Consider the following 24240-nt stretch of genomic DNA (forward strand, 5'->3'; position numbering starts at 1 on the left):
CCGCAAACGCCCTCCACGTGGTCTGCTGCAGCGCTACAGTTCGGCCGTCGGTCACGGCTTCGGCAGGAGAACCCCCCATGCGTCCCACGGTCATCGGCGTCAAGCTCGGCGCTGCCCTCGTCATCGCCCTCGGGATCGCCGGAGGAGGCACGGTCGCCTACGCGCTGACGTCCTCGCCGGTCGACACCACCACGTCGTCCGCGACCGCGTCGAGCGACCCCACCGCGACGGAGACGGCCGACCCCACGGAGACCGAGACGGCCGACCCGACCGAGACCGAGACCGCGGACCCCACGGAGACCGAGACGGCCGACCCGACCGAGACCGCGGACCCGACGGAGACGGAGACGGCCGACCCCACCGCGACCGGCGCCAAGGGCCCCGACGCCACCGGTCCGGCCGCCCGCGGCCTGTGCACCGCGTGGATCCACCACCAGGGCCGCACCACCGGCAAGTCCGCCGACTCGACCGCGTTCCGCGCCCTCGCGACCGCCGCGGGCGGCCAGGACCAGGTCGGCGCGTACTGCGCGACTGTCCTGGGGACGGCCACGCAGCCCCAGCCCTCGGCGACCGAGGACCAGGGCAGCACGCCCAGCGCCACCGCCTCGGGCTCCGCGACGGGCCACGGCAAGTCCGGGGGCTCGGACCACTCCTCCACGGGCAAGGGCGGCAAGCACGGCAAGGGCCACGGCAAGGGTCACTGACCCCTCGCCCATCGCCCGGCGACCCCTCGGCCCATCACCCGGCGACCCCCGGGCCGGGCCCCCGGCATACCGCCCACCGACCGCTCCCACGCAACGGGCGGCGCCGGCCGCCGCGAAGGCCTCCGGCGCGTTGCGGCGCCCCGGCCCTAGAGGGCAGCCGCGATCCGCGAGACCGCCTCGCGCAGGATGTCCGGCGAGGTCCCGAAGTTCAGCCGTGCGTGCCCCTTCCCGCCGGTCCCGAAGCCGGGGCCGGGATGCAGGGCCACCTTGGCGCGCTCGCGCAGCACGGCGCTGGGGTCGTCGCCGAGCCCGACGGCGCTGAAGTCCAGCCATGCCAGGAAGGTCCCCTCGGGCACCCGGTATCCGACACCCGGCAGCTGCTCGGCCACGAGGTCGGCGAGCAGCCGGCGGTTCTCGTCCAGGCCGGCGAGCAGGGCGTCGAGCCACGCCCCGCCGTGCAGGTAGGCGGCGCGGTGGGCGATGACCCCGACGTGGCTCGCGCCGTGCGAGACCTCCTCCGGGATGCGGGCGAGCTCGGCCGCGGCCTCGGGTCCGGGCACGGCGAGCGCGGCCTTGAGCCCGGCCAGGTTGAACGCCTTGGACGCAGACATCAGGGCGACCGCCCGCGCCCCGGCCGGCAGCGACGCCACTGGCGTGAAGGTCGCGCCGTGCGGCACGAGGGGCGCGTGGATCTCGTCGGCGACCACCCGCGCGCCGTGCTGCTCGGCGAGCTCGATCGCGGCGGTCAGCTCCTCGGGCGTGTGCACCGTCCCGGTCGGGTTCTGCGGGTTGCACAGGAGGTATGCCGCGTGGCCGCCGTCGCGCGTGGCCTCAGTGAGGGCGCGCTCGAGCGACTCCAGGTCGATCCGCCCGGTGTCGCCTAGCGGTGCCTCGACGACCCGCCGCCCGAGGTGCTCGACGAACTGGAAGAACGGGGGGTAGACGGGGGTGTTGACCACGACGGCGTCGCCGTCGCCGGTGAGGAGCTTCAGCACCTCCACCACCCCGAGCATCACGTCGGGGACGATCTGCATGTCACCGGGGTCCGGGTGCCACCCCCACCGCTCGCCGGCAAAGCTCGCGAGCGCCTCGGCGTAGTCCTCGGGCCACGGGTACCCGGTGTCGCCCGACTCGAGTGCCTCGTGCACGGCGCGTCGCACCGGCTCGGCCGGGACGACGTCCATCTCGGCCACCCACAACGGCAGCACGTCCGGCCCGTACAGCCGCCACTTGACGCTGCGCCGCTCGCGCAGCCGCTCCAGACCCGGTCCGAGCAGCGGGTTGTCCATGCCTGCGAACTCTACGCAGCACCAGCCGGTTAGGCTTCGGACGTGGTCGGACGAACGGAGCGGGGGAGCGCTGTCGACGCGCCGTCGCGACCCGTCGCCGCCTCCGGGCAGGTGCTCAACGTCCCCAACGCCCTGTCGGCCCTGCGCCTCGTGGGCGTGCCGGTGTTCCTCTGGGCGATCCTCTCGCGGCACGACGCGGTGGCCCTGCTCACCCTGATGGTGTCCGGCGTCAGCGACTACCTCGACGGCAAGATCGCCCGGCGGTTCGGGCTGGTCTCCCGGCTGGGGGAGCTGCTCGACCCGCTGGCCGACCGCCTCTACATCGCGACGACACTGCTCGGGCTCGCCTGGCGCGAGATCATCCCCTGGTGGCTGGTCGGCGCGCTCGTCGGCCGCGAGGTGCTGCTCGCCGCGGTCCTGTGGTGGATCCGCCGCTACGGCCAGGTCGGCCTGCCGGTGCACTTCGTCGGCAAGGCCGCGACGTTCAACCTGCTCTACGCGTTCCCGCTGCTGCTCCTCGGCCAGGGCACGAGCGGCTTCGCCCGGTGGGCCGAGCCGATCGGGTGGGCGTTCGCCTGGTGGGGCACCGTCCTGTACTGGGTGGCCGGCGTCATGTACATCGTCCAGGCGCGGCAGGTGGCGGTCGCGCACCGCGCCGTGCCGGCCCGGTAGGGCGGCGTCGTGGTCCCCACCTCGCACCGCTCGGAGGCGCCACCGCCGACCCCCACGGGGCGGCGCGTCGACGAGTCCATGACGCTGCTCACCTCGATGATGGAGCGTCCGCTCGACCCCGGGTATGCCGCGGCGGCCGAACGTCGCGTGGCGGCCGGGCTGCCCGCCAGCACCGGGTTCGGCACCCCGGTGGTCGTCGTGGCGTCAGCGGTGGTCGGACTGCTGCTCACGTTCGGGGCCCTCGCGCTGCGCGCGCCCTCCACCGCAGCGGCCAAGGCGAAGGCCGACCTCGTGTCGCAGATCGAGACGCGCCGGGCCGCCTCCGACCGCCAGGAGGCCACCCTGCGCTCGAGGCAGGCCGACATCGACCGGCTGCAGAAGGAGGCGCTGGGCGGCCAGCAGGCCGCGCTCCAGGCGCGGCTCGACACGCTGAGCCTGGTGTCCGGGTCGGAGGCCGTCACGGGCAAGGGCGTCGTCCTCACCCTCGACAACGCGGCCGGGAGCGACAGCAACAGCGCCGACGGCAACCCGCGGACGGGCACGGGCACGGACGAGGGGAAGGTCTTCTCCAAGGACCTGCAGATCGTGGTGAACGGTCTGTGGGAGGCCGGGGCAGAGGCCATCGCGGTCAACGGGCAGCGGCTCACGTCCCGGTCGGCCATCCGGTTCGCGGGCGAGGCCATCCTCGTCAACTACCGCCCGCTCACCCGGCCGTACCGCATCAGCGCGATCGGCGACCCCAGCGGGCTGCAGACGGGTTTCGCCGAGAACGACGGCGGCTCGTACGCGCGCGCCCTGCACGACAACTACGGCATCCGTGTTTCCATGGATACCGCCGACTCGCTGACCCTGCCTGCCGCGGCGTCGCTGACGGTCACCGAGGCGACCGTCCCGCGACCGAGGACAGGCGCCACGGCCACCCCCACCCGCTCGCGCACGAACTCCCCGGCCCCGACCCAGGCCACGTCCACCGCGACCCCGTCACCCTCGGAGACCTCACCGTGATCCCCCTGCTCGGCCTCATCGGCGGCGTCGTCATCGGTCTCGTCTGGGGCCCCGACGTGCCCGTGGCCCTCCAGCCGTACCTGCCCATCGCCGTCATCGCCGCCCTCGACGCGGTGTTCGGGGCCGTGCGGGCAGTGCTCGACGGGATCTTCAACGACAAGGTCTTCGTCGTCTCGTTCCTCGCCAACGTCGTCGTCGCCGCGTTCATCGTCTTCCTCGGCGACCAGCTCGGTGTCGGCTCCCAGCTGTCCACCGGTGTCGTCGTCGTCCTCGGCGTGCGGATCTTCTCCAACGTCGCCTCGATCCGGCGGCACCTGTTCAAGGCCTGACGATGAGCAGCACGCCCCCGCCCACCGGTCCCGACCGTCCGAGCCCGTCCACGCCGCAGGCTCCGGCGCAGGCTCCGACGTCGCCGCAGGCTCCGACGTCGCCGCAGGCTCCGTCCACGCCGCAGGACGGCGCCTGGCACCGGCTGCTGCGCATGGCGCGGCCGCGCGCCACCCGGGCCAACGCCTTCGCGGCCCTCCTCGCGATCGGGCTCGGCTTCGCCATCGCCACCCAGGTGCAGCAGACCAACCAGAACGGGCTGGAGCAGCTGCGCGAGGACGAGCTGGTCCGCATCCTCGACGACGTCAGCTCGGAGCAGGACCGCCTCTCCGCGGACGTCCGCACGCTCGAGCTGCGCCGCGACCGCCTGCTCTCCGGCGCCGACGGCAGCGAGGAGGCCCTGAAGTCGGCGCAGGAGCGGGTGGACACCCTCGGCATCCTCACCGGCACGGCCCCGGCCACCGGCCCCGGTGTCGTCATCACGATCAGCGACCCCGACCACAAGGTCACCGCGGCCCGGCTCCTCGACGCCCTGCAGGAGCTGCGGGACGCCGGGGCGGAGGCGGTGCAGATCAACGACGTGCGCGTCGTGGCCGACACCTGGTTCACCGACAGCGACGGCGCCGTGGAGGTCAGCGGCCACCAGATCCAGCCGCCGTACACCATCCGGGCCATCGGTGACAGCGCCACCATGGCCTCCGCGATGGACATCCCCGGCGGCGTCACCGAGTCGGTCCGGCGCGACGGCGCGACGTCGACCGTGCGCCAGGCCGACACGGTCGAGGTGACCGCATTGCACAGCCTGACGGAGCCTCGTTACGCTCGGCCCGTCCCGGCGCCCTCCAAGTGACACCCCGCGTGCCACCGCGGCGCCCCGTCGACCTCCGCACACCCGAGCAAGGAGCAGCATGAGCGAGCTGGAGTACCCCGAGGACCTGCGCTACACCGCTGAGCACGAGTGGGTGCGCGCCGGGGACGACGGGACCGTCCGGATCGGCATCACCTCCTTCGCCCAGGACTCCCTCGGCGACGTCGTGTACGTGAGCCTCCCGGGTGTCGGTGACACCGTCGCGGCCGGCGACGCGTGCGGCGAGGTCGAGTCGACCAAGTCCGTGAGCGACCTGTACGCGCCGCTCGCCGGTGAGGTCACGGCCGTCAACTCCGCGCTCGACGCCACCCCCGAGCTCGTCAACACCGACCCGTACGGCGAGGGCTGGATGTACGAGCTGCGGCCGTCCGACGAGGGTGCCCTCGACGCACTGATGGACCAGGCCGCCTACAAGGACCAGCTGGGCTGACCCGCCACCGCCTCCGGGCGATTCCGCTGCACCGTGTCGGCGGCGTCGCCTAGGGTGTGTGCTTTGCTAGGGCCGGGACAGTCGAACACGACGAGGGAGCGCGCAGTCATGAACGGCAGCGAGAGGGACGACCAGGCGTCGCGGCCGCAGGAGCCGACGACCATGCGGCTGCCCGGCATTCACGACCTCGAGCAGGTCGACACGACGGCCGAGCCGGAGGTCGCACTCAGCAAAGCCGACCAAGCCACCGTCGACGCCCTGCGCCCGGGGACGGCCCTGCTCGTCGTCCTGCGCGGCCCCAACACCGGGGCGCGCTTCCTGCTCGACGACGACGAGGTCCACTCGGGGCGCCACCCCGACAGCGACATCTTCCTGGACGACGTCACGGTATCGCGCAAGCACGCCACGTTCCGCCGCGAGGGTGACACCTTCGTGGTGCGCGACGTCGGCTCCCTCAACGGCACCTACGTCAACCGCGAGCGCATCGACGAGGTGGCGCTGCACACCGGCGACGAGGTGCAGATCGGCAAGTTCCGGCTCGTCTTCTACGCCGGCAAGGCCTGACCCGGCCCGGTGTCCGCCCGCCCGCCACGCCGGTCCATGACGATCGGCGCCGTGCTCGCGACGCTCCAGCAGGACTTCCCGGACGTCACGATCTCCAAGATCCGCTTCCTCGAGGCCGAGGGACTCGTGACGCCAGCCCGGACGGCCTCGGGCTACCGCACCTACTCGGACACCGACGTGCAGCGGCTGCACTACGTGCTGACCGCCCAGCGCGACCACTTCTGGCCGCTGAAGGTGATCCGTGAGGCGCTCGACGCGCTCGACCGGGGCCTGACCCCGCCGCGCGGGGACCAGCCGGGTATGCCGCGGCCGGTGGTGCCGGCCGCCGGCGCCGACCCGGACGTGCCGACGGCCGAGGAGCTCACCGCCGCCCCGACGCTGCGCCTGACCCGGTCCGAGCTGCTCTCGGCCAGCGGCGCCGACGAGCCCCTGCTCCGCGACCTCGAGACCTTCGGGCTGGTGCGTCCCGACGGCGAGGGCCACTACGGCGACGCAGCGCTGTCGGTGGCGACGACCGCCGCCGGGCTCGCGGCATACGGCATCGAGGCCCGGCACCTGCGGCCGTTCCGGACCGCCGCCGACCGTGAGGTGGGCCTGGTCCAGGCGGTCGCCTCGGGTCGCGCCGACGACTCCACCGGCGAGGTACTGCGCCTGTGCATCGCCCTGCACACGGCACTCGTGAAGGACGGGCTGGGACGGGCCTGACCCCACGGTGGGGCGCGGGGGTACGGTGGGATCGTGAAGGTCCTCGATGTCCTGGGCGTGCGGGTGGAGATGCCCACCAACCACCCGATCGTGCTGCTGCGTGAGCGCGACGGCGACCGCTACCTGCCGATCTGGATCGGTGCCGCGGAGGCGACGGCGATCGCGTACGCCCAGCAGGGCATCGAGCCGCCGCGCCCGCTGACCCACGACCTGATGAAGAACGTCATCGAGGGGCTCGGGCACCGGCTCACCGAGGTCCGCATCGTCGAGATCAAGGACGGCGTGTTCCACGCCGCGCTGGTCTTCGACGGCACGGTCGAGATCTCCTCCCGGTCCTCCGACGCGATCGCCCTGGCCCTGCGCACGGGGACCACGATCGTGACCGGGGAGACCCTGCTCGAGGAGGCCGGCGTGTCCATGTCGGCCGAGGAGGACAAGGACGACGAGGTCGAGCGGTTCAAGGAGTTCCTCGACCACGTGTCCGCGGAGGACTTCGAGACCAAGCCGGGGGAGAGCGGCACCGAGGCTTAGCGCCCGACCCTGACCCTCAACTACACATCGAGACATGGCCCTCGCGGCGCGACACGCCGACGCGCGAAGGTCCAGTGGTTGTTGACCTGCCCTTACGCCCCGCCGTACCGTCAGGTCAAGACCTGTAATGCGACCGATGTAGTTACACCCGGGAGGTGAGCGCTGTGACCCCGAGCGAAGAGGCTCAGCACGGCCACAGGAGCGTGCCCGCTGTGGCCCAGGGGCTGCTGTTCACGGACGACCTCCCGGAGCTCAGCGAGGACATCGGCTACCGCGGCCCGACGGCCTGCAAGGCCGCCGGCATCACCTACCGCCAGCTCGACTACTGGGCCCGCACCGGGCTCGTGGAGCCCTCGGTCCGTGGTGCGACCGGCTCGGGCACGCAGCGGCTGTACGGCTTCCGCGACATCCTCGTGCTCAAGGTGGTCAAGCGACTGCTCGACACCGGTGTCTCGCTGCAGCAGATCCGGGTCGCCATCCAGCACCTGCGTGAGCGCGGGGTCGAGGACCTCGCCCAGATCACGCTGATGAGCGACGGCGCCTCCGTCTACGAGTGCACCTCCGCCGACGAGGTCATCGACCTCGTCCAGGGCGGCCAGGGCGTCTTCGGCATCGCCGTCGGGCGCGTGTGGCGCGAGGTCGAGGGCACCCTCGCCGAGCTGCCCAGCGAGCGCACCGAGGACGAGGCCCCCGCGGCCCACCCGGACGACGAGCTGAGCGCCCGTCGCGCTGCCCGCCTGGCCTGAGCCGCGCCACCACGGCTCCACCGTCCACCGGCCCGTCGTCCCTTCGGGGAGGCGGGCCGCGGTGTTAGATTGGGGCTGCTGAACATCCCGCGTGGGAGAGTCCCCGCGTGCACCGGTCGGTGTGCGGCGGGGCGCCGAAGGGGCAAACTCCCCGGAACCTCTCAGGCGCCAGGACCGCGCGGGACAGGCACCTCTGGAGCGGCATCGCCGTGACAGAAGGGGAGGCGATCCGAGCACCCACCCGTTCAGGAGCCTCATGTCCGCCCAGCCCGCCGCCGACCTGCCCGCCTTCGCCGGCCGCCACATCGGTCCCTCGTCCGACGACGTCGCCGCCATGCTGGCGACGGTCGGCCACGACTCGCTCGACTCGCTGGTCGACGCCGCCATCCCCGGTGCCATCCGGTCGCAGGGGGCGCTGCGCGTCGACGCCGCCGAGTCCGAGGCCGCGGTCGTCGAGGAGCTGCGCGCCCTGGCCCGGCGCAACCACGTGCTGACCTCGATGATCGGCCTGGGCTACTACGGCACCATCACGCCCGCGGTCATCCAGCGCAACGTGCTGGAGAACCCCGCTTGGTACACCGCCTACACCCCCTACCAGCCGGAGATCTCCCAGGGCCGGCTCGAGGCTTTGCTCAACTTCCAGACGGTGGTGAGCGACCTCACCGGGCTCACCACGTCGGGGGCGTCGCTGCTCGACGAGGGCACCGCCGCGGCGGAGGCCATGACGCTGATGCGCCGCTCCAGCAAGGCGGCCGCCGACGCCGTGCTGCTGGTGGACCGGCACGCCTTCCCCCAGACGATCGCCGTGATGCAGACCCGGGCGACGCCGCTCGGCATCGACCTCGTCGTGGCCGACCTGGGCGGGGTCGACTCCGTCGAGGCGCTGCGGGCCGCTGCTGGTGACCGCGACGTGTTCGGCGTGCTCGTGCAGTACCCGGGCGCCGACGGCGAGCTGCGCGACTGGGCCGCCCTGGCCGGGGCCGCGCACGAGGCCGGTGCCCTCGTCACCGCCGCCGCGGACCTGCTCGCCCTGACCTTGGCCACGGCGCCGGGGGAGTGGGGCGCCGACGTCGCCGTCGGCACCAGCCAGCGGTTCGGCGTCCCCATGGGCTTCGGTGGCCCGCATGCCGGCTACATGTCCGTGCGCGCCGGGCTCGAGCGGTCGCTGCCGGGCCGGCTCGTCGGCGTCAGCGTCGACACCGAGGGGGCACCGGCATACCGGCTCGCGCTGCAGACGCGCGAGCAGCACATCCGCCGCGAGAAGGCGACCTCGAACATCTGCACCGCCCAGGTGCTGCTGGCCGTGATGGCCTCGATGTATGCCGTGTACCACGGCCCGCAGGGCCTGGCCGCGATCGCGACCCGCGTGCACTCCCACGCCCGCACCCTCGTCGAGGGCCTGGCGGCCGGTGGGATCGAGGTCGTCACCGGCGCGTACTTCGACACGGTGACGGTGGCCGTTCCCGGTCGTGCCGACGAGGTGGTGCAGGAGGCCGCCCAGCGTGGCGTGAACCTGTGGCTCGTCGACGACGACCACGTGTCCGTGAGCGTTGACGAGACGACCGACCTGCGCGACCTCGAGGCCGTGTGGGGCGCCTTCGGCGTGACCGGGTCGTCGGCGGTGGAGGTGGCCGCGCCGCAGTGGCCGGCGGCCCTGGTCCGCGAGAGCGGCTACCTGGAGCACCCCGTCTTCAACACCCACCACAGCGAGACGTCGATGCTGCGCTACCTGCGCCGGCTCTCCGACCGCGACTTCGCGCTCGACCGCGGCATGATCCCGCTGGGGTCCTGCACGATGAAGCTCAACGCCACCACCGAGATGGTGGCCGTGACCTGGCCCGAGTTCTCCGACCTGCACCCGTTCGCCCCGGCCGCCCAGACGACCGGCATCCGCGAGCTCATCTCCGACCTGTCGGCCTGGCTGTGCGAGATCACCGGGTACGACGCGGTCTCGCTGCAGCCGAACGCCGGATCGCAGGGGGAGTTCGCCGGGCTGCTGGCCATCTCCGCCTTCCACGAGGCGAACGGGCAGTCGCAGCGCCGGATCTGCCTCATCCCGGCCAGCGCCCACGGCACCAACGCGGCAAGCGCGGTCATGGCCGGCATGAAGGTGGTCGTGGTCAAGACCGCCGCGGGTGGCGACATCGACATGGACGACCTGCGCGCCAAGGTCGACCAGCACCGTGACGACCTCGCGGCGATCATGGTGACCTACCCCTCGACGCACGGGGTGTTCGAGGACACCATCACCGAGCTGTGCGGGCTGGTCCACGACGCCGGCGGCCAGGTGTACGTCGACGGCGCCAACCTCAACGCGCTCGTCGGGCTGGCCAAGCCGGGCAAGTTCGGGGCCGACGTGTCGCACCTCAACCTGCACAAGACCTTCTGCATCCCGCACGGCGGCGGCGGCCCGGGCGTGGGGCCGGTGGCGGTGCGGTCGCACCTGGCGCCGCACCTGCCCAACCACCCGCTCGCGCCCGAGGCGGGCCCGGAGTCGGGCGTCGGCCCGATCTCGGCCGCGCCGTACGGCTCGGCGAGCATCCTGCCGATCTCGTGGGCGTACGTCCGCCTCATGGGTGGGGCCGGCCTGACGCGCGCGACCCAGGTCGCCGTGCTCAACGCCAACTACATCGCGGCGCGGCTGCGCGAGCACTACCCGGTGCTGTATGCCGGGCACGACGGGATCGTCGCGCACGAGTGCATCCTCGACCTGCGCGACCTGACCAAGCGCAGCGGAGTCACCGTCGATGACGTGGCCAAGCGCCTCATCGACTACGGCTTCCACGCCCCGACGATGTCGTTCCCGGTGGCCGGCACCCTCATGGTGGAGCCGACCGAGAGCGAGGACCGGTACGAGATCGACCGCTTCTGCGACGCGATGATCGCCATCCGGCACGAGATCGCCGCGGTCGAGTCCGGCGAGGTGGCCGTGGCCGACAGCATGCTGCGCAACGCCCCGCACACGGCGAAGGCCCTGGCGGGCAAGTGGGAGTACCCGTACGAGCGCTCCGACGCCGCCTTCCCGGTCGGGGTCGAGCCCGCGGACAAGTACTGGCCGCCGGTCGCCCGGATCGACGGGGCCTACGGCGACCGCCACCTGGTCTGCAGCTGCCCGCCGCCGGAGGCCTTCGAGGGCTGACGGTCTGGCTGCCTGACGGGCTGGCTGACTGCCTGACGCGCCTGCTGTGCCGACGCCACGCTGTGGCGTCGGCACAGCGTTGTCAGGCGACGGCGGCGGAGTCGGCCGTGCCGCGCAGCCGCACGGTCGACCCGCGCTCGGTCTTGACGACCTCCACCTGGCTGGCGATGCGGGTGCGCAGCTCGGCCACGTGGCTCACGACCCCGACCGCACGGCCGCCCTCGCGCAGGCCGTCGAGCACGTCCATGACCTGCTCGAGGCTGTCGTCGTCCAGCGTCCCGAAACCCTCGTCGACGAACAGCGTCTGGAGCTCGAACCCGCCGGACTCCTCGCGCACGGCGTCGGCGAGCCCCAGGGCCAGCGCGAGCGAGGCCATGAAGGACTCGCCGCCCGACAGCGAGGTGGTGGCCCGGGCCTGGCCGGTCCACTGGTCGAGGACCTCCAGGCCGAGGCCGCTGCGAGCACCCCTGGCGGCCAGCCCGTCGGTGTGCCGCAGGAGGTAGCGGCCGTCACCCATGGAACGCAGTCGCTCGTTGGCCAGCGCGGCGACCTTCTCGAGGCGGGCGGCCAGGACGAAGGCGGACAGGCGCATCCGCAGGGCGTTGTTGGGCCCGAGTCCGGCCACGGTGTCGGCGAGGTCGCGCAGCACGTCGTGACGGACCACGGCCTCACCGAGCTGCTCGCTGTGCGCGGTCACGGTGGCTCGGGCCCGACGCACGTTCGCCAGCATGGCACGGGCCAGGGTGTCGGCCGACGTGGCCGCCGACAGGGCCTCCGCGGCCGCCGTCCGGGCCTCTTCGAGGGCCACGAGGTCGGGTGCGGGCTGCTCCAGCGCGGCAGCGACCTCGGGCTCGGCCAGCGTGGCGGTGGCGACCGCGAGCCGGCGCTCGTGGGTGCGGGTTGCCTGCGTGAGCTCGGCCACCGTGCCCGCGTCGAGCAGGGCGCCCCTTGCCTCGGCGGCATCGGCGAAGCCGTGCTCCGAGAGCGCTGCCGCCGTGGACGCGGTGACCTCCGAGTGCTCGGCGGCCCGCTCGTGCAACCGTGCCGCCGCGTCGACGTGGGCCACGAGGTCGTCGACCGCTCGACGGTGCGCCGTCGCGGTGGCGGTGAGGGCCGCGCGGTCCGGGCCCGGGGTCGCCGAGCCGTCGCTCCCGACCGGTGTCGCGCACGGGCAGAGCTGGTCGTGGCCGCCAACAGCCTCGAGGTAGCGGGTGAGGCCCTCGGACAGCCGTCGGTCGAGGTCGGTGAGGGAGGCCTTCGCCGCGGACACCGTCTCGCGCAGCCACCCCTCCTGGTCGGCCAGCGCGGTGCCCTCCTCCTCGAGCGTCATGACCTGCTGCCGGGCGCCCTCGAGCTCGGCCGCGCGGGCCTGCAGGACGGACACCGCCTCCGCGGCGCGGTCCGCCTCCGCAGCGAGCTCCTCGGCCGTGCCGGGGTGCCCCGCGAGTGCCTCGGTGTGCTGGGCCACGACGGCCTCCACCGACGCGATCCGGACCTGGAGGGCCGTGGACGCCTGCTGCGCCTCTCGCCAGCGGGACTCGGCCGTCTCGACGTCGTCGGCACTGACCGGGTCCGCCGACCTGGCCGGGGCGGGGTGCTCCACGGACCCGCAGACCGGACAGCGAGCCCCGTCGGCGAGGCGGGCGGCGAGCTCGGCCGCCATGCCGTCGAGCCGCGCCTCACGCCGCTGCTGGTAGGTGTCGCGCAGCGCCTGCTCGTGGTCGCGTGCTGCGCGCAGGTCGTCTTGGAGGGCGGTGAGCTGCGTGGTGGCGGCGTCGCACGCCCTGCGGCGGCGCAGGGCGTCCCCGGCGGCGTCGAGCACCGCCCGCGCCGGGCCGAGGTCCTCGCGCGCCTGCTCGAGCTCTGTGACGCGTTCGCGCGCCGTGGCCACACCCGTGGCGAGGCGGGCGCGCTTCCCGGCCAGCTCGGCCAGTCGTGCCGTACTGCGCTGGAGCCGCGAGTCGACCTCGGCGCGCTCGGACCGGGCCTGCTCAAGGTCGTCCGCGAGGTGCATAGCGTCGACCAGGTGGTCGCCGCAGGTCCCGAGCTGCTCCAGCGCGCGCCGCAGGGCGTCCTCCGACCGGTCGGCAAGCCCGAGCGCTGCCACCGGCACCGCGGTCGTGTCCAGCACGGCACGCGCGTCGGCGACTGTCGCGGCCGCTCGGGCCAGGGCGGTGAGGTCGCCGGACACCGCCCGCGCACGCAGGGCACGGTCGAGGGCAACGGTGTCCCGGTCGTGGGCGCCTGCCTCGTCCTCGAGGGCGGCGAGCTCGCACCGCGCCGCCTCGCCACGCTGCTGCAGCCTGGCCAGGTCCTGGGCCGAGGTGTGCGCCGCCACGGCTCGGGAGCCGGCGATGCGTGCGGCGTCGAGGTCGGCCATCGAGGCGGCCACCCACCCCTCGACCGCCGCCTCGAGCGCCTGCAGGGCCTCCTCCAGCTCGCGCGGTGACAGCGCACCCCAGTCCGGGAGGTCGGCCGTGATGTCGGACGGCGCGCCGACGAGGTGCTCGCCCAGCACGGTCAGCGCGGCCGAGAGGGCGGACCGTGCTGTCTCGACGGTGCCGGCAGCAGCCTTGCGCTGGTCGGCGAACCAGTCCTCGATGCCGACGTACCCGGTGACGTCGAACAGCCGCTCCAGCAGCGCGCGACGCTCCTCCGGGGAGGCGCGCAGGAAGGCGGCGAAGTCGCCCTGGGGGAGCAGCACGACCTTGCTGAACTGCTCCAGCCCCATGCCCAGCACGTCCGCCACGACCTCGGCGATCTCGTCGTGGCGGGAGCTGAGCGCCTCCCAGGAGCCGTCGCGCAGCTCGTGCAGGGTCGCCTTGGCCGGCACCGAGACCTCACCCCGGCCACGGGCCTTCGGCCGGCGGAACTCCGGCGAGCGCTCGATGCGCAGGCGTCGGCCGCCCGCCGTCAGCTCGAGCGAGACGAGCGGCACGGCGCCCCGCTCGGCGTGGTCGCTGTGCAGCCCCTTCTTCGTCCGGGCCCCCGGCACGTCGGCATACAGCGCGAAGGCGATGGCGTCGAGAAGGCTGGTCTTGCCTGCACCGGTGGCCCCGCGGATCAGGAACAGGCCGCCCTCGGACACGGCGTCCAGGTCGACCTCGACGGTGCCCGCGAAGGGGCCGAACGCCGTGACCGACAGGCGGTGCAGCCTCATGCCGCCCCCGCCCGGCGGCCGGCGGGTCCCTCGGCCGACCGCTCAGCACCGACGTCGGCGCGGCCCTCGTCCTCGCGCAGGCCCCGGTCGAGGCGGACGGCCTCGACCGCCTCGAGCAGCAGCGCCCGCTCGTCCTCGCTCGCGGCCGCCCCGGCACGGACGTGGCCGAGGAAGTCGCAGCACACGTCGACGGGGTCCTCGGCGGCGGTGCGCTCGGTGTAGCTGCGGACCGGAACCGCCGCGCCCTGCGGGTCGAACTGCAGGACCAGGGTGTGCGGGAACCGGCGGCGCAGCTGCTCCATCGCGCCGAGGGGCCGCACCGGGTCGGTGAGCGTCACCTGGCACCAGGCACGCTCGGCGGGGGTGAGGCGCGGGTCGAGCAGCAGCTCGTCGAGGTCGCCGCGCAGCACGGCCAGCTCGCGGTGGACGGGTGCCTCCACGTGCTCGACCTCGACGGCACCCGTGGCCGTGTCGAGGTCGACGAGCCACGAACCCTTGGCGTGCCGCCACTCGCTGAACGACAGCGCCACCGGCGAGCCGCTGTACCGGACGGTCTCGGCCACCTGCTGGCGTCCGTGGAGGTGACCCAGCGCGGCATACGCGGCACCGTCGAAGACGGACGGCGGCACTGCGCTGACGCCGCCCACGGAGATGTCGCGCTCGGAGTCGCTGGTCGCGCCGCCGCTGACGAACGCGTGCGCCATCACCACACCCGGCAGCCCACGGGACTCGAGGTCGGCACGGACCCGGGCCATCGCCGACCCGAGCACCCCCGCGTGGGTGCGGTCGGACGCGCCCAGCGGCTCTGCCGCGACGGACGGCTCGAGGTAGGGGAGCGGGTAGACCGCGACGCCGTCGACGACCACGGGGGTGCCGACCGACGCCAGCGAGGAGCCGATGTGCAGCCCGGCGCGCGCGAGCAGGTCGCTGGCGAAGCCGAGGCGGATCGCGGAGTCGTGGTTGCCGCTCGACAGCACCACCTGGGCGCCGGCGTCGACGAGGCGGGTGACTGCCTCGGACAGCAGGCGCACCGTGTCGGGGGAGGGCATGGCGCGGTCGTACACGTCGCCCGAGACGAGCACCGCGTCGACGGACTCGGTGCGCACGACCTCGACGAGGGAGTCGACGAACCCCGCCTGGGCGTCGAGCAGCCCCACCTGGTGGAACGAGCGCCCCAGGTGCCAGTCGGAGGTGTGGAGGAACCGCACACCAGCAGGGTAGGAGGGCGCGCCGACACCGTCGGTGAGGTGCCTCGGCGTGCCTCGCCCGGGGATCGTGAGGCGGTGGTGGCAGGGCCGCTCCGCCTGTGGTTGGGTCGTGTCAGCAGAGGGCGACACGCCGCATCCGCACGCACCGCGTGCCGCACCGCACAGGAGGTCAGCAGTGGGCGAAGAGGTGACGGCGCAGAGCTACAGCCGCGAGCAGCGCCAGCGCTACCGCGAGAAGGTTCGCCAGAACCTCGATGTGTTCGAGCGGATGCTCGCGCAGAGCGTCTTCGAGTTCGAGCGCCCGATGACCGGCATGGAGATCGAGCTCAACCTCGTCGACGGCGACTACCGGCCCAAGTTCGCCAACGCCGAGGTCCTCGAGGAGATCGCCGACCCGGGCTACCAGACCGAGCTCGCGCGCTACAACATCGAGCTCAACGTCCCGCCCCGCCCGCTGCCCGGCGACTCGGCCATCGAGCTCGAGGAGGAGATGCGGTCCTCGCTCAACGCCGCCAGCGCGGCCGCGGAGAAGCGCGGGGCGCACATCGTCGCCGTCGGCATCTTGCCGACGATCATGCCCGAGCACTTCGAGGGCGAGTGGATCAGCGCCAACAACCGCTACACCGCGCTGAACGACTCGATCTTCTACGCCCGGGGCGAGGACATCTACCTCGACATCGAGGGGCCGACGGGGGAGCGGGTCGCGACCTACTGCGACTCGATCGCGCCGGAGTCCGCGTGCACCAGCGTGCAGCTGCACCTCCAGGTCTCGCCGCAGGACTTCGCCGCGCACTGGAACGCCGCGCAGGCGCTCGTCGCCCCGCAGATCGCCCTCGCCGCGAACAGCCCGTTCTTCTTCGGGCAGCGGCTGCACGCCGAGACCCGCATCGAGCTGTTCAGCCAGGCCACCGACACGCGCAGCATCGAGCTGAAGAACCAGGGTGTGCGGCCTCGGGTCTTCTTCGGCGAGCGCTGGATCACCTCGATCTTCGACCTGTTCGAGGAGAACGTGCGGTACTTCCCGGCGCTGCTGGCGGAGGTCTCCGACGAGGACCCGGTCGCCAAGCTCGAGGCGGGGGAGGCGCCCGCGCTGGCCGAGCTGCGGCTGCACAACGGCACGGTCTACCGCTGGAACCGCCCGATCTACGACATCGTCGACGGCACGCCGCACCTGCGGGTCGAGAACCGCGTGCTGCCGGCCGGTCCGACCCTCGTCGACGTCCTCGCGAACGCGGCTTTCTACTACGGCGTGATGCGCAAGCTCGCCTCGGACGACCGCCCGGTGTGGACGAAGATGAGCTTCGCCGCTGCAGAGCAGAACTTCCACAGCGCCGCCCGTGACGGCATCGAGTCCCGGCTCTACTGGCCGGGGTTCGGCGAGGTCCGCGCCGAGGAGCTCGTCCTGCGCCACCTGCTGCCGATGGCCCACGAGGGGCTCGCCGAGTGGGGGGTCTCGCAGAAGGTCCGCGACCGGTACCTGTCGGTCATCGAGGGCCGGTGCACGACCTCGACCAACGGCGCCACATGGCAGACCGACGCCGTGGCGCGCCTGCAGGAGCGGGGGATGGACCGCCAGAGCGCGCTCGCCGAGATGCTGCGGGTGTATGCCGGGCACATGCACAGCAACGACCCGGTCCACACCTGGCCGCTGCCCTGAGACCTCGGGGCCGGCCGTTGCCTTGAGGCCTCAGGGCAGCGGCCGACGCCCTGGCACCTCGTGGCGTGTCCGCTGCCCCGACCCGTCGGTCCCCGCTCGGGGGTTCGTGCCCCTAGGATCGTGCGCCGTGAGGGGGAGACTCGCAGGGGCGCTCGGGGACACCGGCGCCGTCCTGGTCCGCGCCGCGGTGCTGCTCGCACGGCACTGGCCGGTGCTCGTCCTGACCTACCTGCTCGGTGCGGCGGCGCACAACGGCATCCTGTGGTTCTGCGTCTGGCTGAGCGAGAAGCACTCGACCAGTGCCGCGTTCGTGCTGCCGCTGGTCCCGCTGGCCACCCTCACCGCACTCATCCTCATGCTGCGCTCGCTCACCCCGTCGCTGGCGCACATCCAGCCGCCGCGGATGGGTCGGCTGACACTGCTCGCGAGCACCCTGGTGCCCTTCCTCACCGTCTACGTGTCCCAGCAGTACCTCGCGGAGGACACCCGCGCCTTCCTCAACGCGGCGACGAGCGACGAGCTGCTCGAGCGGGCCGGAGGCCTGGGCGGGGCCGCCTTCAACGTCGACCGCACCAACATCGCCAGCGGCGCGGCCCTGGCGGGGATCGTGGCGGGGGCACTGCTCGTGCGCTGGCTGCTCGACCGGTTCGACCTTCCGCAGAAGGCTGTCGGCTGGGGACTGTTCGCCGCCTACGTCGAGGTCCTCTGGGTCTGGCTGCTCGCCAAGCGGCTGGGCAACTTCACCAGCGGCGTCGAGGAGTGGGTGCGCACGCGCGCCCTCACCGGCTGGCTGCTCGACCGGTGGGCCGACCTCGTCGCGGCACTGGGACCGGTGGGCCACCCCGTGGACGCGACGGCGCAGTGGCTCTGGGGCGCCCTCGGCAAGGCCGACGCCATCATCGTCGTGCCGATCGCCTGGCTCACCGTCGGCGCGGTGGTCTACGGCCGGTCCCTGGACAGGAGGAAGCCGGTCGCGGCGCCGACCGTGCCCGCGGCCGGCTCGGGCCCCGCGGGCTCCTCGGCGACACCGGTCGCGCCAGGTGCACCCCGACCGTGGCAGCGCGGCGTGCAGCGGCTCCCCGCGCCCGTGCGGCGGGCCGGCCGCGAGGCGACTGCGAACTTCCGGGGACGTTTCTCCGCCCTCACCAACGGGATCCGGCTGCTGGCCCTGGCCGGCCTGGCGCCGATGCTGCTGTTCTGCCTCGTCTTCCTGCTGAGCCGCCAGGTCGAGGTCGGGGTCGCCGAGCTGCTGCGCCTCGTCGTGGGACCCCGTGACTTCCGGGACGCCCTCACCCTGTCGCCATACCTCTCGGTGGTGAGCCGGGGGGCGTACACGGTCGTCCTCGTCGTGCTCCTCGGTGCCGCCGTGGACCGCATCCTCGGCCACCTCGAGGACGAGCAGGAGGTCGATCCAGCGGCGCCGCCGGCGACGACCGCGCCGGCCGGCGTGGCTCAGGAGCCGGTGACGGGGAACTCGGCGTAGCGCGGCGTGTCGAACCACACGCGCACCGCGGTGGGGCGCACGCCCGAGGGCATGATCACCGGGTACCAGCGGTCGTACTCGGCCGGCCGGGCCGGGTCCGCCGGTGTGGCGGGCTCGTCCCTGGACAGCGCCGGCATCGGCCCGGGGGCGCCCGGCGGCGTGCAGCTGGTGTACGCCAGCACGTCCTTGACCGCGCGTGCGACGCCGGGGACGTACTCGCGTCCGGCGCCGTCCCGGACCCTGACGAAGCAGGCGCCCAGGACCGTGTCGGGGTCGGCCGCGAAGTGCACCGACAGGCGCCACATCTGCTGACCTGGCGGCAGGGTGACGGGCTGGGACTTCGCGCCCGGGCCCTCGCGGTAGTCCGTCACCGGTTCGAGCGACACCAGCCGCATGGTCACCTCACGCGGGTGCGCCCCCTTGGCGTCGGTCAGGGTGTCCCGCAGGTGGACCGAGCCGTCGGCGGCCGCGGGGAGGCGCTCGTGCGGGAAGCTCGGCCACCAGCGGTCCACCGCCCGCTGGCTGGTGGCGCCGAGGGCGGCCACGAGGGCGACCGGGATGGCTGCGACGGTGAGGACCGTGCGCCGGCGGGGCGCCAGGCGGCTCATCGGGCGTCCTCCTCGGGCAGGGCGAGCTCGACGGGGGTGGTGCGGGCCCGCCACTGCGCCACGTCCGCACGCGTGATGCCGAGGTCGACCACCGCCTGGTCGTCGCCGCGCTGGTCGTCCGCGGAGCGGCCGAGGACCAGGTGTGACCCGGGCAGCGCGTCGTGGTCCACCTCGAACGCGGTGATGCAGTGGCCGGGTATGCCGGGGTTGGTCAGCTCGCAGCGCAGCACGTTGCGGGTGCCGAGGCTGACGACGCGGCCGCGGCCGTCCCGCAGCTCGGCCCAGCCGAACGCCGTGTTGTCCAGGGTCGGGGTCACCTCCGCCTCGACCGTCACCCAGAGGTCGGGGGAGAGCATCGCCTCGGTCGTGGTGGACAGCTGCCGACCGCCGTCGACGCGCGAGACGACGACGTCGGCATACCGCAGGTGGGCGGGGTGACCCACGGTGGTGGCGCGCTCGAACGGTCGCACCGGGGACGGGCCCTCCGGGAGCCACTCGGTGACGACGCGTCCCAGGGACAGCGCGGCGAGGACGAGGGCGCCGGCGCCCAGCTGGGCCCTGCTCGGGCGGGGCAGCCTCATGACGCCGCCTTCTGGTACGGCAGGACCGGGAAGGTGCCCACGGCGGCACGGGTGGGGTCGCGCCAGTCGACCGTGTCGTCGATCGAGGCCTGGCGGTAGGTGTGGCGGTAGGCCGCGACCCGCAGCGTGGCGGGGAGCGGCTGCCCGGGGGCCTGGCGCCACACGAACGCCAGCCGGTACGTGAGGCCGGGGGCCAGGTCGCCCATGGGCTGGGCGTCGTCGGCGACGAGGATCGTGTCGGGCTCGAGGTCGTCGCTCACGGCCTCGGGCCGGGAGCCGTAGGCGCGCGTCACGCCCGGGACACCCTCGATCCGCAGCAGCTCGCGCAGGGCGGAGAACTGGGGCACCGAGCGCTCGCCGTCGGTGCTCGAGACGGTCGCGAAGACGACGAGGTAGCGCCCGTCGATCTTCGGGGCCTGGGCCACGCCGAGGTCGTTCCCCTCGCGGACCTTGGTCACCGTGAAGCGGAAGGGCTCGACGGCCGCCGCCTTCCCGAGCTCCAGCGCGGGGGTGGCCTCGGCCCGCTGGGCCCGCAGCCCCCCGAACGGGGTGGAGGCGAGCAGGACCACGAGGAAGGCGCCGAGCAGCCACTGCCGGACCGTCACCGTCGCCAGCCACCGACGTGCCGCACCCCACCGGTCCGGGCGCGTGGGCGCACCCGGGTCCTGTTCCCCCTCGATCCCCACGGGCGCCATGCTAGCGACGTCGGAGCGGCGGGGTAGGCTTGACCTCATACCTTGACACCCTTGACGCACGAGGTGAGGCACACATGGCCAGGACGACCACCCGATCGACCTCGGGCCCGGCGGCGGCCCCGACCACGGCGTCGACGGACCAGCCCACGCCCGCGACGGCGGGGGAGGCCGTCGACGCCGACTCCGTCGACGTGCTCCTCGCCGAGGTGCGCCGCCGGGTGGAGGAGCGGGCCCGTGGCCTCGTCGCGCAGGGACGCCGCCTGGACCTCGCCCAGGTCGAGGACCTCGCCGACCGCATGGTCGCGGCACTGCCGACGGTGCACCCCCTGGACCAGCCGCTCGCGCCGTTCTACGACACGACGGGGCTCGTCTCGTGGCTCGGCATCTCGCGGCAGGCGCTCTTCGACCGCGTGCGCCGCGGCACCGTGCTCGCCTGCCGCACCGCCGACGGTCACCTCGTCTACCCCTCGTTGCAGTTCGGCCGCACCGGCCAGGTGCGACCGGGGGTGCAGGAGGCGGTCGGAGCCTTCACCAGGGCGGGGCTCGACGGCTGGGTGACCGGCACGTGGCTCACCACCCCGAGCGAGGTGTTCGACGGCGAGAGCGCAGTCGACTACCTGGTGGTCCACCGGTCGTCCGCCGCAGCGGTCGCGCGGGTCGCCTCCGCGGCGGCCGCGGACGCCGCCCGGTGGGCCGCCTGACGTGGCGGACCGGCAGCGATCGGCCCAGGGACGCCCGTCGGGATCGCTCGACGGCTTCCCCACCCGGCGCCTGACGCGGGCGACGGACCTCTTCCGCGCCCACCGGGCCGACCGCGGTCCGTGGTGGTTCGGCAACGACGGGGGAGGGCGGTTCGACCTGACCGCCCCGCGCGGCACCTGCTACCTCGCGCTCGACCCCTGCAGCGCCGTGCGCGAGCGGCTCGGCCCCGTCCTCGGCGGTCGGCGGGAGGTGCCGGCGTCGCTGCTCGAGGAGGTGCTCGTGTCGACCCTGCACGTCCCCGCGCCGACCGAGGTCGCCGACGTGCAGTCCCGCGAGGCCGGCGACTTCGGGGTCACCCGCGAGCTCGAGAGCATGGTCCCGTATGCCGTGCCCCAGGCGTGGGCGCGAGCGTTCGACGACGCGGGCCTGGGCGGGGTGGCCTACGGGCCGAGGTTCACGCCCGGGGAGGCGAGCGCGGTGGGGCTGTTCGGTCCGGCCGGCGCCGCCGACCGGCCGGTCGACCCCGCGCCGGTGCAGGCCGTCGCGGTCGAGGGGGTGCCCGTGTCGCTGGCCCCGCCACGGCTGGCGGACCTCACCGTGGTGCGGCCGCCCAGGACCCGCACGACGCGGCTTGGCCAGGCTGACGACTAACGCGGTCAGGACGGGTGCTGAGCCCGGACGGCCGGTCCGTGGTTCCAGACCCGGATCGCCGGCTGCTCGCGCTCGTACTCCAGGACGCTGACCGACCCCGCGTCGAGCAGCAGCTGGGCCCCCATCCGGGGCTCGCGCCGCAGGAACACCGTGGCGAGGACCCGCAGGCAGTGGCCGTGCCCGACGAGCGCGACGTCGCCCTCGTGCAGGGCTCCGACGGCGCGCCGGACGACGCGCGAGGCGCGGGCGGCGACCTCCTCGACCGTCTCGCCCGGGGTGTCCCCGCTCACCACGCCGTCCTCGAAGATGCTCCAGTCGTAGCCGAGCTGCTCGCGGATCTGAGGCGTGGTGAGGCCCTCGTAGGCCCCGTAGTCCCACTCGAGCAGGTCGTCGTCGACCTCGGGGCTCAGGCCGGCGAGCTCCGCCGTCCGGCGCGCCCGCTCCAGCGGCGAGCTCAGGGCGAGCACGAACCGGTAGCCGGTCAGCAGCCGCCCCGAGGCCTGCGCCAGCTCCTCACCGTGCCCCGTCAGGGGGATGTCGGTGCGCCCGGTGTGCTGGCCGGACCTCGACCACTCGGTCTCCCCGTGGCGCAGCAGGACGAGCCGGCCCTCGGGAGTCGGCGGGTTCAACGGTCGCGTGGTCACACCGCGCAGTCTCTCTGACACAGTGGCCCCATGCGACTGCGGTACCGCCTGCTCAACGTGTTCGCCCGGGAGGGAGACCCGTTCTCGGGCAACCCGCTGTGCGTCTTCGAGGACGGATCCGGGCTGTCGGACGACCAGATGCTCGCCCTGGCCCGCCAGTTCAACCTCTCGGAGACGACCTTCGTCGTGCCGCCTGCCGACGGTGCCGACGCGGGGGTGCGGATCTTCACCACGGCCTACGAGATGCCCTTCGCCGGGCACCCGACGCTCGGCACGGCGCACGTGGCCCGGGCGCTGGGCCTCGGCGGCGACCGCCTCGGTCTGTCGATGCCGGCCGGCGTCATCCCCGTCCAGGCGTCCGGCGACACCTGGACGCTGACGGCCAACCCCGGCCGGGTCGAGGCCGACCTCGACCTCGCCGACCTCGCCGCTGCGCTGTCGCTCGAACCCGGGGACCTGGTCGCGCCGGCGCAGCAGGTGTCGGTGGGCACGACCCAGGTCATCGCCCCCGTCGCCGACGCGGACGCCGTGCGGCGTGCGCGGGTGGTCCCCACCGCGTTCCCCAGGTATGCCGGGATGGGCCGCAGCGGGGAGGCCCTCGTCTACGTGTGGGCGCGGACCGGCCCGGGGACGATCCTCGCCCGGGCGCTGCTCAGCGACGGCTCCTCGCTGGCGGAGGATCCCGCGACGGGGTCGGCGTGCTCCAACCTCGGGGCCTGGTTCGCCGCCCAGGGCACCACGGGGTCGTGGGAGGTCAGCCAGGGCGAGCAGGTGTCCCGTCCCTCCACTCTGCGGCTGGGCGTCGACGAGGTCGGCACGGTGCGTGTCGGAGGGCTGGTGCACGAGGTCGGCGGGGGAGAGGTGGTCCTCTGATGCCCGAGTTCGTCGTCTTCCTGCGCGCCGTCAACGTCGGCAAGCGCAAGCTCACCATGGCGGAGGCCCGGGACGCGTTGTCCGACAGCGGGTTCGCGGACGTCGAGTCGCACATCCAGACCGGCAACTTCCTGCTCGGGACGAACATGCGCAGCGCGGCCAAGGTGGAGGCCGCGGTCAGCACGTGCCTCAGCGCCCACGCCGGCTTTGACATCGTGTCGATGGCGCGCACCCGCACGCAGGTCCGCGCCCTCGTCGAGGAGGTCGACGGCATACCGGCGGTGTGGGAGGGGTCGTCGCGCTATGTCTCCTTCCTCGCCGACGCCCCTGCCGCTGCGGCGCGCAGGCGGCTGGAGGAGTGGGACGAGAGCAAGGAGCGTGCGTTCGTCCTCGGCAAGGAGGTGCTGCTCGAGATCGGTGGCCCCTTCCACGAGGCCAGGCTCGGGAATGCCCTGCTGGAGAAGATCGCTGGAGTGGACGGAACGGCCCGCAACATGACCGTGGTGCGGGCGATCGCTGAGAAATGGGGTGCCTGATGGCGCAGGAGACGAGTGAGAAGACCGGCGGCACCGGTCTGGGCCACCGCAGCGTGAGCATGGAGCGCGTGTCCAAGGGCGTGTTCGACGTGACCAACGTGCGCGGCGGCACGATGCGGATCGGTGGTGGCGACACCGCGGACTTCACACCGGTCGAGCTGCTCCTGACCGCGATCGCCGGCTGCTCGGCCGTCGACGTCGACTTCATCACGGCCAAGCGGGCCGAGCCCGTCACCTTCACCGTGACGTCCGAGGGAGACAAGATCCGCGACGAGCAGGGGACCAACCGGATGGAGGGCCTGACGGTCCGCTTCTCCGTGACGTTCCCCGAGGGGCCGGACGGAGACCGGGCCCGCGAGATGCTGCCCAAGGCGATCCAGATGTCCGAGGAGCGGTTGTGCACGGTCAGCCGCACCGTCGCGCACGGCACGCCCATCGACGCCGGTCTGGCAGACTCCTAGC

Annotated in this window: 25 protein-coding genes and 1 riboswitch; of the genes, 18 read left to right on the forward strand and 7 right to left on the reverse strand. The window is 73.6% G+C overall.

All coding sequences use genetic code 11. The features are described from left to right. The first annotated feature begins 77 nt into the window (after window positions 1–77). A complete protein-coding gene (locus RKE38_RS17635; RefSeq protein WP_316008776.1) occupies window positions 78–704 on the forward strand; it encodes a hypothetical protein in 627 nt (208 codons plus the stop codon). A gap of 146 nt (window positions 705–850) precedes the next feature. Here the strand turns inward: RKE38_RS17635 and RKE38_RS17640 are convergent, their stop codons facing one another. Further along, complete coding sequence (locus RKE38_RS17640) at window positions 851–1993, reverse strand: MalY/PatB family protein (RefSeq protein WP_316008777.1); 1143 nt, start codon at window positions 1991–1993, stop codon at window positions 851–853. 42 nt (window positions 1994–2035) lie between these two features. Between RKE38_RS17640 and RKE38_RS17645 the strand changes: the two genes are divergently transcribed. The 10 genes from RKE38_RS17645 to gcvP all read left to right on the forward strand — a co-directional run bounded on the left by RKE38_RS17645 (window position 2036) and on the right by gcvP (window position 10980). Then, complete coding sequence (locus RKE38_RS17645) at window positions 2036–2665, forward strand: CDP-alcohol phosphatidyltransferase family protein (RefSeq protein ID WP_316008778.1); 630 nt, start codon at window positions 2036–2038, stop codon at window positions 2663–2665. A gap of 9 nt (window positions 2666–2674) precedes the next feature. Beyond that, window positions 2675–3670: a DUF881 domain-containing protein gene (locus tag RKE38_RS17650; RefSeq protein WP_316008779.1), complete on the forward strand. Its 996-nt coding sequence runs from the start codon at window positions 2675–2677 to the stop codon at window positions 3668–3670. Next, entirely contained in the window at window positions 3667–3999 is a 333-nt protein-coding gene (locus RKE38_RS17655; protein ID WP_310156848.1) for a small basic family protein, read from the forward strand. The genes RKE38_RS17650 and RKE38_RS17655 overlap by 4 nt, the downstream gene beginning before the upstream one ends. A 2-nt stretch (window positions 4000–4001) precedes the next feature. Further along, window positions 4002–4847, forward strand: a complete 846-nt coding sequence (locus RKE38_RS17660) for a DUF881 domain-containing protein (protein ID WP_316008780.1) — start codon at window positions 4002–4004, stop codon at window positions 4845–4847. A 58-nt stretch (window positions 4848–4905) separates the two neighbouring features. Continuing rightward, a complete protein-coding gene (gene gcvH / locus RKE38_RS17665) occupies window positions 4906–5295 on the forward strand; it encodes a glycine cleavage system protein GcvH (protein WP_316008781.1) in 390 nt (129 codons plus the stop codon). A gap of 108 nt (window positions 5296–5403) precedes the next feature. Continuing rightward, window positions 5404–5859: an FHA domain-containing protein gene (locus tag RKE38_RS17670; protein ID WP_310156852.1), complete on the forward strand. Its 456-nt coding sequence runs from the start codon at window positions 5404–5406 to the stop codon at window positions 5857–5859. Window positions 5860–5895: 36 nt separating this feature from the next. After that, complete coding sequence (locus RKE38_RS17675; RefSeq protein WP_316008782.1) at window positions 5896–6564, forward strand: MerR family transcriptional regulator; 669 nt, start codon at window positions 5896–5898, stop codon at window positions 6562–6564. Window positions 6565–6597: 33 nt separating this feature from the next. Then, complete coding sequence (locus RKE38_RS17680) at window positions 6598–7095, forward strand: bifunctional nuclease family protein (RefSeq protein ID WP_316008783.1); 498 nt, start codon at window positions 6598–6600, stop codon at window positions 7093–7095. A gap of 164 nt (window positions 7096–7259) precedes the next feature. After that, on the forward strand, window positions 7260–7841 hold the full coding sequence (locus RKE38_RS17685; RefSeq protein WP_316008915.1) for a MerR family transcriptional regulator: 582 nt from the start codon (window positions 7260–7262) through the stop codon (window positions 7839–7841). A gap of 82 nt (window positions 7842–7923) precedes the next feature. Then, a riboswitch (glycine riboswitch) is annotated at window positions 7924–8028 on the forward strand. A 69-nt stretch (window positions 8029–8097) separates the two neighbouring features. Beyond that, window positions 8098–10980, forward strand: coding sequence for an aminomethyl-transferring glycine dehydrogenase (gcvP, locus tag RKE38_RS17690; protein ID WP_316008784.1), 2883 nt, complete (start codon window positions 8098–8100; stop codon window positions 10978–10980). Window positions 10981–11062: 82 nt separating this feature from the next. Here the strand turns inward: gcvP and RKE38_RS17695 are convergent, their stop codons facing one another. Beyond that, window positions 11063–14140, reverse strand: coding sequence for an AAA family ATPase (locus RKE38_RS17695; protein ID WP_316008785.1), 3078 nt, complete (start codon window positions 14138–14140; stop codon window positions 11063–11065). Then, the gene (locus RKE38_RS17700; protein WP_316008786.1) at window positions 14137–15348 is read right to left on the reverse strand and encodes an exonuclease SbcCD subunit D; all 1212 of its coding nucleotides are present in this window, start codon (window positions 15346–15348) and stop codon (window positions 14137–14139) included. The genes RKE38_RS17695 and RKE38_RS17700 overlap by 4 nt, the downstream gene beginning before the upstream one ends. 175 nt (window positions 15349–15523) lie before the next feature. Here RKE38_RS17700 and RKE38_RS17705 point away from each other — a divergent pair, with 175 nt between their 5' ends. Both RKE38_RS17705 and RKE38_RS17710 read left to right on the forward strand, forming a co-directional pair. Continuing rightward, the gene (locus tag RKE38_RS17705) at window positions 15524–17005 is read left to right on the forward strand and encodes a glutamate-cysteine ligase family protein (protein WP_316008787.1); all 1482 of its coding nucleotides are present in this window, start codon (window positions 15524–15526) and stop codon (window positions 17003–17005) included. Between the two features lie 127 nt (window positions 17006–17132). Then, a complete protein-coding gene (locus tag RKE38_RS17710) occupies window positions 17133–18488 on the forward strand; it encodes a hypothetical protein (RefSeq protein ID WP_316008788.1) in 1356 nt (451 codons plus the stop codon). On the opposite strand, the gene RKE38_RS17715 is transcribed toward RKE38_RS17710, so the two are convergent. From RKE38_RS17715 to RKE38_RS17725, 3 genes are read right to left on the reverse strand one after another with little or no spacing between them, the layout of a single operon-like run. Then, window positions 18458–19096, reverse strand: coding sequence for a hypothetical protein (locus RKE38_RS17715; protein WP_316008789.1), 639 nt, complete (start codon window positions 19094–19096; stop codon window positions 18458–18460). The genes RKE38_RS17710 and RKE38_RS17715 overlap by 31 nt on opposite strands. After that, window positions 19093–19677 (reverse strand): hypothetical protein, encoded by a 585-nt coding sequence (locus tag RKE38_RS17720; protein ID WP_316008790.1) that lies wholly within the window; start codon window positions 19675–19677, stop codon window positions 19093–19095. The genes RKE38_RS17715 and RKE38_RS17720 overlap by 4 nt, the downstream gene beginning before the upstream one ends. Further along, on the reverse strand, window positions 19674–20363 hold the full coding sequence (locus tag RKE38_RS17725) for a hypothetical protein (protein WP_316008791.1): 690 nt from the start codon (window positions 20361–20363) through the stop codon (window positions 19674–19676). Before RKE38_RS17725 ends, RKE38_RS17720 begins: the two co-directional genes overlap by 4 nt. Window positions 20364–20446: 83 nt before the next feature. On the opposite strand from RKE38_RS17725, the gene RKE38_RS17730 reads away from it, so the two are divergent. Continuing rightward, the gene (locus tag RKE38_RS17730) at window positions 20447–21073 is read left to right on the forward strand and encodes a hypothetical protein (RefSeq protein ID WP_316008792.1); all 627 of its coding nucleotides are present in this window, start codon (window positions 20447–20449) and stop codon (window positions 21071–21073) included. A 1-nt stretch (window position 21074) separates the two neighbouring features. Next, window positions 21075–21725: an RES family NAD+ phosphorylase gene (locus RKE38_RS17735; protein WP_316008793.1), complete on the forward strand. Its 651-nt coding sequence runs from the start codon at window positions 21075–21077 to the stop codon at window positions 21723–21725. 5 nt (window positions 21726–21730) lie between these two features. On the opposite strand, the gene RKE38_RS17740 is transcribed toward RKE38_RS17735, so the two are convergent. Further along, window positions 21731–22369, reverse strand: coding sequence for a histidine phosphatase family protein (locus RKE38_RS17740; protein WP_316008794.1), 639 nt, complete (start codon window positions 22367–22369; stop codon window positions 21731–21733). A 30-nt stretch (window positions 22370–22399) separates the two neighbouring features. Between RKE38_RS17740 and RKE38_RS17745 the strand changes: the two genes are divergently transcribed. From RKE38_RS17745 to RKE38_RS17755, 3 genes are read left to right on the forward strand one after another with little or no spacing between them, the layout of a single operon-like run. Continuing rightward, window positions 22400–23242: a PhzF family phenazine biosynthesis protein gene (locus RKE38_RS17745; protein WP_316008795.1), complete on the forward strand. Its 843-nt coding sequence runs from the start codon at window positions 22400–22402 to the stop codon at window positions 23240–23242. Next, a complete protein-coding gene (locus RKE38_RS17750; protein WP_316008796.1) occupies window positions 23242–23778 on the forward strand; it encodes a DUF1697 domain-containing protein in 537 nt (178 codons plus the stop codon). Before RKE38_RS17745 ends, RKE38_RS17750 begins: the two co-directional genes overlap by 1 nt. Continuing rightward, window positions 23778–24239 carry an OsmC family protein gene (locus RKE38_RS17755; RefSeq protein ID WP_316008797.1) on the forward strand — a complete coding sequence of 154 codons (462 nt, stop codon included), beginning with the start codon at window positions 23778–23780 and terminating at the stop codon, window positions 24237–24239. The genes RKE38_RS17750 and RKE38_RS17755 overlap by 1 nt, the downstream gene beginning before the upstream one ends. Window position 24240: the final 1 nt, after the last annotated feature.

It is taken from the genome of Phycicoccus sp. M110.8, assembly GCF_032464895.1.
Lineage (GTDB): Bacteria > Actinomycetota > Actinomycetes > Actinomycetales > Dermatophilaceae > Pedococcus.